The sequence below is a fragment of the Pseudomonas sp. MWU12-3103b genome, assembly GCF_023100615.1.
GTDB classification, from domain to species: Bacteria; Pseudomonadota; Gammaproteobacteria; order Pseudomonadales; family Pseudomonadaceae; genus Aquipseudomonas; species Aquipseudomonas putida_A.
Genome location: NZ_JALMEY010000014.1, coordinates 67,566 through 81,194 on the forward strand (window position 1 = coordinate 67,566; position 13,629 = coordinate 81,194).

The 13,629-nt window shown below is 59.2% G+C and carries 19 protein-coding genes; 9 read left to right on the forward strand and 10 right to left on the reverse strand.

Going from position 1 to position 13,629, the window contains the following annotated elements:
* Position 1 precedes the first annotated feature (1 nt).
* Entirely contained in the window at positions 2-613 is a 612-nt protein-coding gene (locus tag M0808_RS20890; RefSeq protein WP_115986705.1) for a superoxide dismutase, read from the forward strand.
* A 30-nt stretch (positions 614-643) separates the two neighbouring features.
* On the forward strand, positions 644-1,537 hold the full coding sequence (locus M0808_RS20895; protein ID WP_247842316.1) for a ZIP family metal transporter: 894 nt from the start codon (positions 644-646) through the stop codon (positions 1,535-1,537).
* Positions 1,538-1,588: 51 nt separating this feature from the next.
* Here the strand turns inward: M0808_RS20895 and M0808_RS20900 are convergent, their stop codons facing one another.
* The 10 genes from M0808_RS20900 to M0808_RS20945 form a co-directional block, all read right to left on the reverse strand.
* The gene (locus tag M0808_RS20900; RefSeq protein WP_003221684.1) at positions 1,589-1,864 is read right to left on the reverse strand and encodes an HPr family phosphocarrier protein; all 276 of its coding nucleotides are present in this window, start codon (positions 1,862-1,864) and stop codon (positions 1,589-1,591) included.
* Between the two features lie 15 nt (positions 1,865-1,879).
* Positions 1,880-2,737, reverse strand: coding sequence for an RNase adapter RapZ (gene rapZ, locus M0808_RS20905; RefSeq protein WP_027610844.1), 858 nt, complete (start codon positions 2,735-2,737; stop codon positions 1,880-1,882).
* 2 nt (positions 2,738-2,739) lie between these two features.
* Positions 2,740-3,204 (reverse strand): PTS IIA-like nitrogen regulatory protein PtsN, encoded by a 465-nt coding sequence (gene ptsN / locus M0808_RS20910; RefSeq protein WP_027610845.1) that lies wholly within the window; start codon positions 3,202-3,204, stop codon positions 2,740-2,742.
* Between the two features lie 12 nt (positions 3,205-3,216).
* Positions 3,217-3,525, reverse strand: coding sequence for a ribosome-associated translation inhibitor RaiA (raiA, locus tag M0808_RS20915; RefSeq protein WP_025109458.1), 309 nt, complete (start codon positions 3,523-3,525; stop codon positions 3,217-3,219).
* Positions 3,526-3,598: 73 nt separating this feature from the next.
* Positions 3,599-5,092, reverse strand: a complete 1,494-nt coding sequence (locus M0808_RS20920) for an RNA polymerase factor sigma-54 (protein ID WP_027610846.1) — start codon at positions 5,090-5,092, stop codon at positions 3,599-3,601.
* A 186-nt stretch (positions 5,093-5,278) separates the two neighbouring features.
* Positions 5,279-6,004, reverse strand: a complete 726-nt coding sequence (gene lptB, locus M0808_RS20925; protein ID WP_007967211.1) for an LPS export ABC transporter ATP-binding protein — start codon at positions 6,002-6,004, stop codon at positions 5,279-5,281.
* On the reverse strand, positions 6,004-6,549 hold the full coding sequence (gene lptA / locus M0808_RS20930) for a lipopolysaccharide transport periplasmic protein LptA (protein ID WP_096795357.1): 546 nt from the start codon (positions 6,547-6,549) through the stop codon (positions 6,004-6,006). The genes lptB and lptA overlap by 1 nt, the downstream gene beginning before the upstream one ends.
* Positions 6,536-7,108: an LPS export ABC transporter periplasmic protein LptC gene (gene lptC / locus M0808_RS20935; RefSeq protein ID WP_027610848.1), complete on the reverse strand. Its 573-nt coding sequence runs from the start codon at positions 7,106-7,108 to the stop codon at positions 6,536-6,538. Before lptC ends, lptA begins: the two co-directional genes overlap by 14 nt.
* An 8-nt stretch (positions 7,109-7,116) precedes the next feature.
* Positions 7,117-7,641 carry an HAD family hydrolase gene (locus tag M0808_RS20940; RefSeq protein ID WP_007967216.1) on the reverse strand — a complete coding sequence of 175 codons (525 nt, stop codon included), beginning with the start codon at positions 7,639-7,641 and terminating at the stop codon, positions 7,117-7,119.
* Positions 7,641-8,615: a KpsF/GutQ family sugar-phosphate isomerase gene (locus M0808_RS20945; protein WP_027610849.1), complete on the reverse strand. Its 975-nt coding sequence runs from the start codon at positions 8,613-8,615 to the stop codon at positions 7,641-7,643. Before M0808_RS20945 ends, M0808_RS20940 begins: the two co-directional genes overlap by 1 nt.
* A 275-nt stretch (positions 8,616-8,890) precedes the next feature.
* Here M0808_RS20945 and M0808_RS20950 point away from each other — a divergent pair, with 275 nt between their 5' ends.
* From M0808_RS20950 to murA, 7 genes are all read left to right on the forward strand, one after another.
* A complete protein-coding gene (locus M0808_RS20950; RefSeq protein WP_003221703.1) occupies positions 8,891-9,700 on the forward strand; it encodes an ATP-binding cassette domain-containing protein in 810 nt (269 codons plus the stop codon).
* A complete protein-coding gene (gene mlaE, locus M0808_RS20955; RefSeq protein ID WP_027610851.1) occupies positions 9,700-10,497 on the forward strand; it encodes a lipid asymmetry maintenance ABC transporter permease subunit MlaE in 798 nt (265 codons plus the stop codon). The genes M0808_RS20950 and mlaE overlap by 1 nt, the downstream gene beginning before the upstream one ends.
* Complete coding sequence (gene mlaD / locus M0808_RS20960; protein WP_007967220.1) at positions 10,497-10,964, forward strand: outer membrane lipid asymmetry maintenance protein MlaD; 468 nt, start codon at positions 10,497-10,499, stop codon at positions 10,962-10,964. Before mlaE ends, mlaD begins: the two co-directional genes overlap by 1 nt.
* Positions 10,965-10,975: 11 nt before the next feature.
* Entirely contained in the window at positions 10,976-11,629 is a 654-nt protein-coding gene (locus M0808_RS20965; protein WP_202370168.1) for an ABC transporter substrate-binding protein, read from the forward strand.
* On the forward strand, positions 11,626-11,931 hold the full coding sequence (locus tag M0808_RS20970) for an STAS domain-containing protein (RefSeq protein ID WP_025109450.1): 306 nt from the start codon (positions 11,626-11,628) through the stop codon (positions 11,929-11,931). Before M0808_RS20965 ends, M0808_RS20970 begins: the two co-directional genes overlap by 4 nt.
* Positions 11,932-12,047: 116 nt before the next feature.
* Positions 12,048-12,287, forward strand: a complete 240-nt coding sequence (locus M0808_RS20975) for a BolA family protein (RefSeq protein WP_007953556.1) — start codon at positions 12,048-12,050, stop codon at positions 12,285-12,287.
* Positions 12,288-12,309: 22 nt separating this feature from the next.
* On the forward strand, positions 12,310-13,575 hold the full coding sequence (gene murA / locus M0808_RS20980; RefSeq protein WP_027610854.1) for a UDP-N-acetylglucosamine 1-carboxyvinyltransferase: 1,266 nt from the start codon (positions 12,310-12,312) through the stop codon (positions 13,573-13,575).
* Positions 13,576-13,629: the final 54 nt, after the last annotated feature.

Sequence of the window (13,629 nt, forward strand, 5' to 3'; positions counted from 1 at the left end):
AATGGCTTTTACCTTGCCTGCCTTGCCTTACGCCTACGATGCCCTGGAACCGCACATCGATGCGCAAACCATGGAGATCCACTACACCAAGCACCACCAGACCTACATCAACAACCTCAATGCCGCCGTCGAAGGCACTGAGTACGCCGAATGGCCGGTGGAAAAACTGGTCGCCAGCGTTCAGCAGTTGCCGGAAAAACTCCGCGCGGCGGTGATCAATCAGGGTGGCGGGCATGCCAACCATTCGCTGTTCTGGGAAGTCATGGTGCCCAACGGCGGTGGCAAGCCGGACGGCGCGCTGGCCAAGGCCATCGAGGCGCAACTGGGCGGCCTCGACAGCTTCAAGGAAGCCTTCACCAAAGCCGCGTTGACCCGTTTCGGCAGCGGCTGGGCCTGGCTCAGCGTGACCCCGGAGAAAAAACTGGTCGTGGAAAGTAGCGGCAATCAGGACAGCCCGTTGATGAACGGCAACACGCCGATTCTCGGTCTGGACGTCTGGGAACACGCCTATTACCTGCGTTATCAGAACCGTCGCCCGGAATACATCAACGCGTTCTACAACGTGATCAACTGGCCGGAAGTTGCTGCGCGGTACCAGGCTGCACTGGTTTAAGTCTTCTATAAAAACAATCCAGGGCTGACTATGGGCACTGAAACACTGGCGATTGGCGGTGGGCGCATGTTTCGTTACGCGGTCGGGTCGCTGTTGCTGCTGGCGGGCATGACCCTGCTGGCCGTGCACGGGCTGGAATGGCTGGATCTGCAGCCGCGATTGTCACGCGCATTGCAGGGCGGCGCGATCTGCGCCCTCGGCACGGCGCTCGGCGCGGTGCCGGTGCTGGTGATCCGGCGTATGCCGCAGAGGCTCAGCGATACGCTACTGGGTTTCGGCGCCGGGGTGATGCTGGCGGCGACCGCGTTTTCGCTGATCGTGCCGGGCATCGCTGCTGCCGAAAGTCTGGGCCTGACACCGTTGGCCGCCAGCGTGCTGATTTGCTTCGGCATCATGCTCGGTGCATTCGGTTTGTATCTGGTGGATCTGAAACTGTCCGGCGCCTCACCGGAAATGCTTGTCGGCACCCTGGAACACCCAGTGATTCCGCCGCGCATCTGGCTGTTCGTCTTCGCCATCATTGCTCACAACATCCCGGAAGGCATGGCGGTGGGGGTGTCCGCTGGCGGCGGCATGCCGGATGCCGACAGTCTGGCGATGGGCATCGCCTTGCAGGATGTGCCAGAGGGATTGGTGATTGCGCTGGTACTGGCGGGGGCGGGAATGTCGCGGGTCAGGGCGTTCTTGATCGGTGCGGCTTCAGGGTTGGTCGAACCGGTGTTTGCACTGCTCTGTGCCTGGCTGGTCAGTCTTGCGGAGCTGTTATTGCCGTTGGGGCTGGCGCTGGCAGCGGGGGCGATGTTGCTGGTGGTGACGCACGAAGTCATTCCAGAATCGCGCCGCAATGGTCATGACAAGCTGGCCAGTCTTGGCTTGCTGATCGGGTTTTGTCTGATGATGGTGATGGATACGGCGTTGGGTTGAATATCAAAAGATCGCCGCCTGCGATCTTTTGATCTTTTGATCTTTAAACGATCAACCACCCTCATCGAAGTAGTTGTTGATCAACGCCACCAGCGCATCCAGCGCTTCTTGTTCCTGATGGCCTTCGGTGCTCAGATAGATCTTCGTACCCTTGCCGGCGGCGAGCATCATCATCGCCATGATGCTTTTGCCATCCACTGTGGTTTCTGGCGTGCGACCCACTCTGATCGTGCAATCCGGGAACTGGCCCGCCACCCCGACGAACTTGGCCGACGCTCGGGCGTGCAGGCCCAGTTTATTGATGATTTCGATTTCCAGAGCAGGCATCGCGGTGTGAATCCTTTAAGTGAGGTCGCGGTGGCGAACCTGGACGTTCTTCAGGGTTTTCTGCAGGGCCTGACCCAGACGTTCGGTCAGGTAAACGGAGCGGTGATGCCCGCCGGTGCAGCCAATGGCAATGGTGACATAGGCGCGATTACTCGCGGCAAAGCGTGGCAGCCATTTGTACAGGTAGCCGTAGATGTCTTGAAACATCTCCTCAACCTCCGGTTGTGCAGCCAGGTACTCGGCGACCGGTGCGTCGAGACCCGATTGTGCACGCAGTTCCGGTTTCCAGTAAGGATTGGGCAGGCAGCGCACATCGAACACCAGATCCGCGTCCACCGGCATGCCGCGCTTGAAGCCGAACGACTCGACCAGAAACGCCGTGCCCGGTTCCGGCTGGTTCAGCAGTCGCAGCTTGATGGTGTCACGCAACTGGTACAGATTCAGATTGGTGGTGTTGACCTTGAGGTCGGCCAGGTCGGCGATCGGGCCGAGCAGGGCGGTTTCATCTTCGATCGCTTCGGCCAGCGAGCGGTTGGCAGTGCTCAATGGATGGCGCCGGCGGGTTTCCGAGAAGCGCTTGAGCAGGGTTTCTTCGTCGGCATCCAGATACAGCACATCGCACTGGATGTGCCGGGCACGGACTTCTTCAAGCAGTTCGGGGAAACGCGACAGGTGGCTCGGCAGATTGCGTGCATCGATCGACACGGCCACCAGCGGCTGGGCCAGTTCGGTGTGAATCAGGGCGCGTTCGGCGAGTTCCGGCAGCAGACCGGCCGGCAGGTTGTCGATGCAGTAGTAGCCGTTGTCCTCAAGGACATTCAGGGCGGTACTTTTACCCGAGCCGGAGCGGCCGCTGACGATGATCAAGCGCATGATTAATGACCGTTCTGCTCGCTCAGGACGACCTGATACAAGGCTTCGTTGCTCGGTGCGCTGCGCAGTTTTTCACGCACTTCCTTGCGATCGAGCATGCTGGCGATCTGGCGCAGTAATTCCAGGTGGGCATCGGTGGCCGCTTCCGGGACCAGCAGTACAAACAGCAGGTCGACCGGTGCGCCGTCGATGGCATCGAAATCGATGGGGGCATCAAGGTGCATCAACGCGCTGATAGGCGCTTCGCAGCCTTTGAGGCGACAGTGGGGAATGGCGATGCCGTTGCCGAAACCGGTGGATCCGAGTTTCTCACGGGCTACCAGGCTCTCGAAAACATCCTGCATGGCCAGATCCGGCACTTCTTTATGGATGAGGTTGGCAATCTGTTCGAGGGCTTTCTTTTTACTGCCGCCCGGCACGTTCACCAGGGAACGGCCGGGGGTCAGGATACTTTCAAGTCGGATCATGGGTTGGGAGTGTTAACGACCTGTCGCGCCCTGAAGGAGGCTCTGGGTCTTTTCCTTATGCTTTTTGAGTTGGCGATCCAGCTTGTCGGTCAGTGAGTCGATCGCAGCGTACATGTCAGTATCTTCTGCGTTAGCGACCACTTCGCTGCCGGGTATATGCAAGGTGGCTTCGATTTTCTGCTTGAGCTTTTCGACGCACATCGTGACTTGCACGTTGGTGATCTTGTCGAAATGGCGCTCCAATCGTTCGAGTTTCTCGTTGATGTAGGTGCGCAGAGGTTCGGTCACTTCCAGTTGGTGTCCACTGATGTTGACTTGCATACAGCTTCTCCTTCGTTGCCAGTGCATAAAGCGGCAGGCCGAAGAGCCTGCCACTGGAACGCTGTAACGTGGCTTACATCAACCGCTTGCGTTCGCTCGAAGGCGCGATCCCGAGGGATTCGCGGTACTTGGCGACGGTGCGGCGAGCCACCTGAATGCCTTGTGCCTCCAGTAAACCAGCGATCTTGCTGTCACTCAACGGCTTTTTCTGATTTTCCGCTGCAACCAGTTTTTTGATGATCGCGCGGATCGCCGTCGACGAGCATTCACCGCCTTCGGAGGTGCTGACGTGGCTGGAGAAAAAGTATTTCAGTTCATAAATACCGCGCGGGGTATGCATGAATTTCTGCGTGGTGACCCGGGAAATCGTCGATTCGTGCATGCCGACCGCCTCGGCGATGTCATGCAGGACCAACGGCTTCATGGCTTCATCGCCATACTCCAGGAAGCCGCGCTGATGCTCGACGATCTGCGTGGCCACCTTCATCAGGGTTTCGTTGCGGCTTTGCAGGCTCTTGATGAACCAGCGTGCCTCTTGCAACTGGTTGCGCATGAAGGTGTTGTCGGCGCTGGTGTCGGCGCGACGGACGAAACCGGCGTACTGCGCGTTGACCCGCAGACGGGGCACTGACTCCTGATTCAGCTCGACCAGCCAGCGTTCGTTATCCTTGCGCACAATGACGTCGGGCACCACGTACTCGGCTTCGGTCGATTCGATCTGCGAGCCCGGACGCGGATTGAGGCTTTGCACCAGTTCGATGACCTGACGCAACTCGTCTTCCTTGAGCTTCATACGCCGCATCAACTGGCTGTAGTCGCGACTGCCGAGCAGATCGATGTAATCGCTGACCAGACGTTTGGCTTCGTTGAGCCACGGGGTCTTGGCCGGGAGCTGACGCAGTTGCAGCAGCAGGCATTCGCCGAGGTTGCGCGCGCCGATACCGGCCGGTTCGAACTGCTGAATGCGGTGCAGAACGGCTTCGATCTCGTCCAGCTCGATGTCGAGCTCCGGATCAAAGGCGTCGAGAATTTCTTCGAGGGTTTCGTCCAGGTAGCCCTGATTGTTGATGCAATCGATCAGGGTCACGGCGATCAGGCGGTCGGTGTCGGACATCGGCGCCAGGTTCAATTGCCACAGCAGATGGCTTTGCAGGCTTTCGCCAGCGGACGTGCGGGTGGTGAAGTCCCACTCGTCGTCATCGCTGCTGGGCAGGCTGCTGGCGCTGGTCTGGTAGACGTCTTCCCAGGCGGTATCAACGGGCAGTTCGTTAGGAATGCGCTCGTTCCATTCGCCATCTTCCAGATTGTCCACCGTCGGGGCGGCTTCCTGATAGGACGGTTCCTGAATGTCGGTGTTGGGTTTTTGTTCGGCGTTGTCGGCCAAAGGATCGGTATTGTCGAAGTCGTCGCCTTCTTCCTGGCGTTCGAGCATCGGATTGGATTCCAGGGCCTCCTGGATTTCCTGTTGCAGGTCCAGGGTCGACAATTGGAGCAGGCGGATGGCCTGTTGCAGCTGCGGTGTCATCGTCAGCTGCTGGCCCATTCTCAAGACTAGCGATGGTTTCATGGCAGGGGCTTAACACCTTATTCGCCGGCGCGCATGCGCCATCCACTACAGGGCGCCGGAGCGCCAAACTTAAGCAAATTATATGCCTGAAACTGTCGTGTTTGCCTAGAGCGCTGTAACAATAAAAGCGTATAAAAGCCTGCTTCATCGATACAGCACCCGGAGGCTGGCCAAGTGCCTTGGTGCTTACAGGCGGAACTCGTGGCCCAGATACACTTCCTTCACCAGATCGTTGGCAAGGATGGTCGCAGCATCGCCTTCGGCGATCAGTTGACCGTCGTTGACGATGTAGGCGGTTTCGCAGATATCCAGGGTCTCACGCACGTTGTGGTCGGTGATAAGAACACCGATGCCCTTGGCCTTGAGGTGATGGATGATCTGCTTGATGTCGCCGACCGAAATCGGGTCGACACCGGCGAACGGTTCGTCGAGCAGGATGAATTTCGGTGCGGTCGCCAGGGCGCGGGCGATTTCCACCCGGCGGCGTTCACCACCGGACAGGCTCATGCCGAGGTTGTCGCGGATGTGGCTGATGTGGAATTCCTGCAGCAGGCTTTCCAGTTCCTTGCGACGACCAGCCTTGTCGAGTTCCGTGCGGGTTTCGAGGATGGCCATGATGTTATCGGCCACCGACAATTTGCGGAAGATCGACGCTTCTTGCGGCAGATAGCCGATACCGGCCTTGGCACGGCCGTGCATCGGCTGATGGCTGACGTCCAGATCATCGATCAGCACGCGACCCTGATCGGCCTGCACCAGACCGACGATCATGTAGAAACAGGTGGTCTTGCCGGCACCGTTCGGGCCGAGCAGGCCAACGATCTGGCCGCTGTCGATCGACAGGCTGACGTCGCGCACAACCTGGCGGCTTTTATAGGCCTTGGCCAGGTGTTGAGCTTTCAGAGTTGCCATTACTGGGTTTTCTCGTCGGTTTTCTTCTTCGGCTGGATCACCATGTCGATACGCGGACGCGCTTCGGTGACTTTGCTGCCGGTAGCGCGACCGGCACTGGCCAGTTTCTTCACCGTGTCATAGACGATTTTCTCGCCCTGAGTGGTGTTGTTGTCCTTGTCGACAACCTTGGCCTTGTCGATCAGCACGACGCGGTTTTGCGCGGCGTGGTACTGAATCGTCACGCCCCAGCCCTGAACAGGCTTGGCGTCACCCTGGGTTTGCAGTTGCTCGAAGTAGGCAAGGTTGCCCACCGAGGTCACCACGTCGATATCGCCGGTCGGAGTACGGGTGATGGTCACCGTATTGCCCTTAACGATCATCGAGCCCTGGGTGATGATCACATCACCTTTATAGGTGGCGATGCCGTTCTTGTCGTCCAGCTGGGCGTCGTCGGCCTGAATGCGGATAGGTTGCTGCTGATCGTTCGGCAGAGCCCAGGCGCTCACGCTTCCCAGTGCTGCGCCCAGACTGAGCAAAATAGGGAGGGTTTTAACGAGCCTCATACTGTCCTCTTACGTTCGATTGCAGGTGTATCCTGCTTTCCTTCAAATACGCCTTCATTCCCACGCCAGTCGATACACCGCCAGCGCCGTCGATTCTAACGGGTTGCTCGGTCTGCGCATATTGCTGCTGAGGGAACACCGTCATGCGTGTGCTGGTGATCAGGGTGTCGCGTTTCTTTTCATCGGTGCGCTTGATGCGTACCGAGTCGATCAATTCTACCTGCGTTCCGTCCGGATTCACTTCACCGCGCTCGCTGGTCACGTGCCACGGAAACTCGGTGCCGCGATACATGTTGAGGTCGGGTTTGGTAACCAGGGTCACATCCGTCGCTTTCAGGTGTTCGGCCTTGTCCGACGTCATTTCGTACTGCACTTTGCCGTCCGGCAGGTATTGCAGGGTATGCGTATTGGTGGCGTACCAGTCGATGGCAGTGTCTTCGACCTTGGCCACAGGCTTGTCGAGGAAACGTTCCGGACTGATGTTCCAGTAGCCGACCGCCGCAAACATCGCAGCGATGCAGCCGAACAGCAGGAAGTTGCGAAATTTTTTGCTAAACATGATTTGGCTCACAGGTACGCGGCGTTGGCCGCATCAAGGCGGCCCTGGGCGCGCAGGATCAATTCGCAGAATTCACGGGCGGCACCTTCGCCACCACGGGCCCGAGTGACGCCATGGGCGTGTTCGCGCACGAAATCGGCAGCATTGGCAACGGCCATGCCCAGGCCTACGCGGCGGATCACCGGCAGGTCAGGCAGGTCGTCACCGAGGTAGGCGACCTGTTCATAGCTTAGGCCCAGTTGCGCAAGCAGGCCGTCCAGAACCACCAATTTGTCTTCGCGACCCTGAAACAGGTGCGGGATACCGAGGTTCTTCGCCCGGCGTTCAACCACCGGCGTCTTGCGGCCACTGATGATGGCAGTCTCGACACCGGCATTCATCAGCATCTTGATGCCCTGGCCGTCGAGGGTGTTGAAGGTCTTGAATTCGCTGCCGTCTTCAAGGAAGTACAGGCGCCCGTCGGTGAGGACGCCGTCGACGTCGAACACCGCCAGTTTGATCGCTTTGCCGCGTTGCAGCAGATCGGTGGTCATTACATCACTCCTGCACGCAGCAGATCGGAGAGGTTGAAGGCGCCGATCGGGCGATCTTCTTCGTCCACGACAACCAGTGCGTTGATTCGGTGGTCTTCCATGATTTTCAGGGCTTCGGCGGCGAGCATCTCGGGCCGTGCGGTCTTGCCGTGTGCGGTCATGACCTGGTCGATGGTGGCGCTGCGGATGTCGATGCTGCGGTCCAGCGTGCGGCGCAAATCGCCGTCGGTGAAGATTCCGGCCAGTTTGCCATCGGCTTCAACGATCGCGGTCATGCCCAGACCCTTGCGGGTCATTTCCATGAGCGCGTCCTTGAGCAGGGTGCCGCGCTGCACTTGCGGCAGCTCTTGCCCGGCATGCATGACGTTTTCCACTTTCAGCAGCAGGCGTCGACCCAGAGCGCCGCCCGGGTGTGAAAAGGCAAAATCTTCGGCGGTGAAACCACGCGCTTCCAGCAGCGCCACGGCCAGGGCATCGCCCATGACCAGCGCGGCGGTGGTCGAGGAAGTCGGTGCCAGGTTCAGCGGGCAGGCTTCGTGTTCGACATGAACGTTGAGATTGACTTCGGCAGCTTTGGCCAGCGGCGACTGCGGATTGCCGGTGAGGCTGATCAACTGGATGCCGAGGCGCTTGATCAGTGGCAGCAGGGTGACGATTTCGTTGGTCGAGCCGGAGTTGGAGAGGGCGAGGATCACGTCGTCGCGGGTGATCATGCCCATGTCGCCATGGCTGGCTTCGGCCGGGTGGACGAAAAATGCCGGGGTGCCGGTGCTGGCCAGGGTCGCGGCAATCTTGTTGCCGACGTGCCCGGATTTGCCCATGCCGACCACGACCACACGGCCTTTGCTGGCCAGAATCATCTCGCAAGCGCGTACGAAATCGGCGTCGATATGGGGCAACAAGCCTTGTACGGCTTCCACTTCGAGGCGAATGGTGCGTTGTGCCGATTGAATCAGGTCGCTGGATTGGCTCATGTCAGAAATCGTATAGCCCGATGAAAAGGCGGCGATTATAGCGGTTATGTTGAAAAGCCTCACGCAAGTTCGTCGTGCTTTGTCATTCCTCGTAACCAAAACCTTGAAAAAGCGCGGCCGCGCCTGTCATATCGCTGAACACAGGGGGGCATGGGCCTTGGGCGCTTGGCCTTTGCAGTGATATAGTTCGCCGCCAGTTCGGCCTGCCCGGGAGGTTTGTGCTTTCTGCGGAAAGCCAGGCGTCCGAGTGAGAGGCTGCATCGCAAGGAGTTTAGATGAGTGCCGATAACGCCTACGCGGTCGAGCTGAAGGGAGTCTCCTTCAAGCGCGGTGCGCGCAGCATTTTCAATAACGTCGATATTCGCATCCCGCGTGGCAAGGTTACCGGCATCATGGGACCTTCCGGGTGCGGCAAGACCACTTTGTTGCGCCTGATGGGTGCGCAGTTGCGTCCATCCAGCGGCGAAGTCTGGGTCAACGGCCAGAACCTGCCGACGCTGTCGCGCAGTGATCTGTTCGATGCGCGCAAGCACATGGGTGTGCTGTTTCAGAGCGGCGCGCTGTTCACCGATCTCGATGTCTTCGAGAACGTCGCCTTCCCCCTGCGCGTTCATACGCAATTGCCGGATGAAATGATCCGCGACATCGTCCTGCTCAAATTGCAGGCGGTCGGTTTGCGCGGTGCCATCGAGCTGATGCCCGACGAGCTGTCCGGCGGCATGAAGCGTCGGGTCGCCCTGGCCCGGGCGATTGCGCTCGATCCGCAGATTCTCATGTATGACGAGCCTTTCGTCGGTCAGGATCCGATCGCCATGGGCGTGCTGGTACGCCTGATCCGTCTGCTCAACGATGCGCTGGGGATCACCAGCATCGTGGTCTCCCACGATCTGGCCGAAACCGCGAGCATCGCTGACTACATCTATGTAGTGGGTGATGGTCAGGTGCTGGGGCAGGGCACGCCGGACGAATTGATGAATTCGGATGAACCGCGTATTCGCCAGTTCATGACCGGCAACCCCGATGGCCCGGTGCCGTATCATTTTCCAGCGACGGATTACCGCGCAGATCTTCTGGGGAAGCGCTGATGCGCAGAATTTCATTAATAGAACGCGTACGCCGGTTCGGCGAGGCGGCGATCGACGCCGTCGCGGTGTTTGGCCGCGCGACCCTGTTCCTGTTTCACGCCCTGCTCGGTCGTGGCGGCATCAGCGGCGGTTTCGGCCTGCTGGTCAAGCAGCTGCATTCGGTCGGTGTGATGTCGCTGGTGATCATCGTCGTGTCGGGGATTTTCATCGGCATGGTGCTGGCGCTGCAGGGCTTCAGTATTCTGTCGAGCTACGGTTCGGAGCAGGCCGTGGGGCAGATGGTCGCCCTGACGTTGCTGCGTGAACTGGGGCCAGTCGTGACGGCGTTGCTGTTTGCCGGGCGTGCCGGTTCGGCGCTGACCGCAGAAATTGGCAACATGAAGTCCACCGAACAGCTTTCCAGCCTGGAAATGATCGGTGTCGATCCGCTCAAATACATTATTGCCCCGCGTCTGTGGGCCGGTTTCATTTCCCTGCCGGTGCTGGCGATGATTTTCAGCGTGGTGGGAATCTGGGGCGGTTCGTGGGTGGCTGTCGACTGGCTTGGCGTGTATGAAGGCTCCTACTGGGCGAACATGCAGAACAGCGTGAACTTCACCAGCGATGTGCTCAACGGCGTCATCAAAAGTGTCGTTTTCGCCTTCGTCGTGACCTGGATCGCCGTTTTCCAAGGCTACGACTGTGAGCCCACTTCCGAGGGCATCAGTCGCGCCACCACCAAGACCGTGGTATTCGCCTCGCTGGCGGTACTGGGCCTGGACTTTATTCTGACCGCTTTGATGTTTGGAGATTTCTGATGCAAAACCGCACCCTGGAAATCGGTGTCGGCCTGTTCCTGCTGGCAGGGATCCTGGCTTTGTTGCTGCTTGCTCTGCGGGTCAGTGGCCTGTCTCCGACTTCGACCACCGACACCTATAAACTGTATGCCTACTTCGACAATATCGCCGGTTTGACGGTCAGAGCCAAAGTGACCATGGCCGGTGTGACCATCGGCAAGGTCACTGCCATCGATCTGGATCGCGACAGCTTCACCGGGCGGGTAACCCTGCAAGTGGATAAAAAGGTCGACAACCTGCCGACCGACTCCACAGCGTCTATCCTGACCGCTGGCCTGTTGGGCGAGAAGTACATCGGTATCAGTGTGGGCGGCGAAGACACCCGTCTGAAGGATGGTGGAACCATCCACGACACGCAGTCGTCTCTGGTACTGGAAGACCTGATCGGTAAATTCCTGCTCAATACCGTTAGCAAAGACGCCAAATGAGGAGCTTTTGAATGATCTCTACCTTGCGACGTGGCCTGTTGGTGTTGCTCGCGGCACTGCCGATGCTGGCTAACGCTGCGCCCGGACAGTCGGCGCACGACCTGATTCAGGACACCACGAACCGGATGCTGGCCGACCTGTCGGCCAATAAAGAGAAGTACAAGAAGGATCCGCAGGACTTCTACACGGCGCTGAACACCATCGTCGGACCTGTGGTGGATGCCGAAGGCATTTCCAAGAGCATCATGACGGTCAAGTATTCGCGCAAGGCCACGCCCGCGCAGATGCAGACTTTCCAGGAGAACTTCAAGCGCGGTCTGTTCCAGTTCTATGGCAACGCTTTGCTCGAGTACAACAACCAGGGCATCACGGTTGATCCTGCCAAGGATGAGTCCGGCGATCGCACCAGCGTCGGCATGACCGTCAAGGGCAACAACGGCGCGATCTACCCTGTGCAGTACACGCTGGAGAAGATCAACGGCGAGTGGAAACTGCGCAACGTGATCATCAACGGCATCAACATCGGCAAGCTGTTCCGTGATCAGTTCGCCGACGCGATGCAGCGCAATGGCAACGATCTGGACAAGACCATCAATGGTTGGGCCGGTGAAGTCGCCAAAGCCAAGGAAGAAACCGACAAAGCTGCCGCGAAGCCAGCGCAATGAATGAGGCGGCAGTTCGTATGAGTGATGTCGACGAGCTATTGCTCAGCGGAGTGCTGGACTATCGCACAGGTCCCGACCTGCGCAAGGAAGGCCAGGCGCTGATCAAGTCCAGCAAGGCGGCAGCGCTGGTCATCGATTGCTCGGCAGTGAAGAAGTCCAGCAGCGTCGGCTTGTCCTTGCTGCTGTGCTTCATGCGCGATGCCCAGGCGGCCGGCAAGGCCGTCAGCATCCGTGCGATGCCGGAAGACATGCGCGAAATCGCTCAGGTCAGTGAACTGACCGAGTTGCTGGCGCACCCCTGAACCCGCATCGATAAACAAGCCCCCCGTCAGAGTCCTGCCAATGCGGGGTTCGCAGGCGCGGGGCTTTTTTGTATGATGTCCGACCCGTGCGCACAGGGCGCCGATTGAGGTTGAGCATGCAGGCCGTAGAAGTGAAGAGCTTCCTTGAAGGAAAGCTGCCAGGAACGCAGGTGGAAGTTGAAGGCGAAGGCTGCAACTTCCAGCTGAACGTGATTAGTGATGAACTGGCGGCGTTGAGCCCGGTCAAGCGTCAGCAAAGCATCTATGCCCATTTGAACCCTTGGATCGCCGATGGCAGCATCCACGCGGTCACTATGAAATTTTTCAGCAGCGCGGCCTGGGCCGAGCGCACCTGAGCCCTAGGGCGTCGAGATTCTTATGGATAAATTGATTATTACCGGTGGCGTTCGTCTTGATGGCGAAATCCGTATCTCCGGGGCGAAGAACTCCGCCCTGCCGATTCTGGCTGCCACCCTGCTGTGCGATGGCCCGGTGACCGTTGGCAACCTGCCGCACCTGCACGACATTACCACCATGATCGAGCTGTTCGGTCGCATGGGCATCGAGCCGGTGATCGACGAGAAGCTCAGCGTCGAAATCGACCCACGCACCATCAAGACCCTGATCGCGCCGTACGAACTGGTGAAAACCATGCGTGCCTCGATTCTGGTACTGGGCCCGATGGTTGCGCGTTTCGGTGAAGCCGAAGTCGCCCTGCCTGGCGGTTGCGCCATCGGTTCGCGTCCGGTCGACCTGCACATTCGTGGCCTCGAAGCCATGGGCGCGGTGATCGACGTCGAAGGCGGCTACATCAAGGCCAAGGCGCCTGAAGGCGGTCTGCGCGGTGCGCACTTCTTCTTCGATACCGTCAGCGTGACCGGTACCGAAAACATCATGATGGCAGCCGCCCTGGCCAAGGGTCGCAGCGTGCTGCAGAACGCTGCGCGTGAGCCTGAAGTGGTTGACCTGGCGAACTTCCTCAACGCCATGGGCGCCAAGGTTTCCGGCGCCGGCACCGACACCATCACCATCGATGGCGTCGAGCGTCTGGGTTCGTGCTTCTACAAAGTCATGCCTGACCGTATCGAAACCGGCACCTACCTGGTGGCCGCTGCGGTCACCGGTGGCCGTGTGAAGGTCAAGGACACTGATCCGACCATTCTTGAAGCGGTCCTGGAAAAGCTCCGTGAGTCCGGTGCGGAAATCACCTGCGGTGAAGACTGGATCGAGCTGAACATGCACGGCAAGCGCCCGAAAGCGGTCAACGTGCGTACCGCGCCGTACCCGGCGTTCCCGACCGACATGCAGGCGCAGTTCATCTCGCTCAACGCCATTGCCGAAGGCACCGGTGCAGTGATCGAGACGATCTTCGAAAACCGTTTCATGCACGTGTACGAACTGCACCGCATGGGCGCCAGGATCCAGGTCGAAGGCAACACCGCGATCGTCACCGGTACTGAAGTCCTGAAGGGCGCGCCAGTGATGGCCACCGACCTGCGTGCTTCGGCCAGCCTGGTGATCTCGGCACTGGTGGCCGAAGGCGACACCCTGATCGATCGCATCTACCACATAGACCGTGGTTACGAGTGCATCGAAGAAAAACTGCAGATGCTGGGCGCCAAGATCCGTCGCGTTCCGGGCTGATTGCTGCATGCGGACACAGGGACGTGTCCACTGAATTTGTTTCGAGTCGAGCCG

Excerpts from the sequence above, each read along its gene's own strand:
- M0808_RS20890 (WP_115986705.1), top strand. The coding sequence starts at position 2 with ATGGCTTTTACCTTGCCTGCCTTGCCTTACGCCTACGATGCCCTGGAA.
- M0808_RS20895 (WP_247842316.1), top strand. The coding sequence starts at position 644 with ATGGGCACTGAAACACTGGCGATTGGCGGTGGGCGCATGTTTCGTTAC.
- M0808_RS20900 (WP_003221684.1), bottom strand. The coding sequence starts at position 1,864 with ATGCCTGCTCTGGAAATCGAAATCATCAATAAACTGGGCCTGCACGCC.
- rapZ (WP_027610844.1), bottom strand. The coding sequence starts at position 2,737 with ATGCGCTTGATCATCGTCAGCGGCCGCTCCGGCTCGGGTAAAAGTACC.
- ptsN (WP_027610845.1), bottom strand. The coding sequence starts at position 3,204 with ATGATCCGACTTGAAAGTATCCTGACCCCCGGCCGTTCCCTGGTGAAC.
- raiA (WP_025109458.1), bottom strand. The coding sequence starts at position 3,525 with ATGCAAGTCAACATCAGTGGACACCAACTGGAAGTGACCGAACCTCTG.
- M0808_RS20920 (WP_027610846.1), bottom strand. The coding sequence starts at position 5,092 with ATGAAACCATCGCTAGTCTTGAGAATGGGCCAGCAGCTGACGATGACA.
- lptB (WP_007967211.1), bottom strand. The coding sequence starts at position 6,004 with ATGGCAACTCTGAAAGCTCAACACCTGGCCAAGGCCTATAAAAGCCGC.
- lptA (WP_096795357.1), bottom strand. The coding sequence starts at position 6,549 with ATGAGGCTCGTTAAAACCCTCCCTATTTTGCTCAGTCTGGGCGCAGCA.
- lptC (WP_027610848.1), bottom strand. The coding sequence starts at position 7,108 with ATGTTTAGCAAAAAATTTCGCAACTTCCTGCTGTTCGGCTGCATCGCT.
- M0808_RS20940 (WP_007967216.1), bottom strand. The coding sequence starts at position 7,641 with ATGACCACCGATCTGCTGCAACGCGGCAAAGCGATCAAACTGGCGGTG.
- M0808_RS20945 (WP_027610849.1), bottom strand. The coding sequence starts at position 8,615 with ATGAGCCAATCCAGCGACCTGATTCAATCGGCACAACGCACCATTCGC.
- M0808_RS20950 (WP_003221703.1), top strand. The coding sequence starts at position 8,891 with ATGAGTGCCGATAACGCCTACGCGGTCGAGCTGAAGGGAGTCTCCTTC.
- mlaE (WP_027610851.1), top strand. The coding sequence starts at position 9,700 with ATGCGCAGAATTTCATTAATAGAACGCGTACGCCGGTTCGGCGAGGCG.
- mlaD (WP_007967220.1), top strand. The coding sequence starts at position 10,497 with ATGCAAAACCGCACCCTGGAAATCGGTGTCGGCCTGTTCCTGCTGGCA.
- M0808_RS20965 (WP_202370168.1), top strand. The coding sequence starts at position 10,976 with ATGATCTCTACCTTGCGACGTGGCCTGTTGGTGTTGCTCGCGGCACTG.
- M0808_RS20970 (WP_025109450.1), top strand. The coding sequence starts at position 11,626 with ATGAATGAGGCGGCAGTTCGTATGAGTGATGTCGACGAGCTATTGCTC.
- M0808_RS20975 (WP_007953556.1), top strand. The coding sequence starts at position 12,048 with ATGCAGGCCGTAGAAGTGAAGAGCTTCCTTGAAGGAAAGCTGCCAGGA.
- murA (WP_027610854.1), top strand. The coding sequence starts at position 12,310 with ATGGATAAATTGATTATTACCGGTGGCGTTCGTCTTGATGGCGAAATC.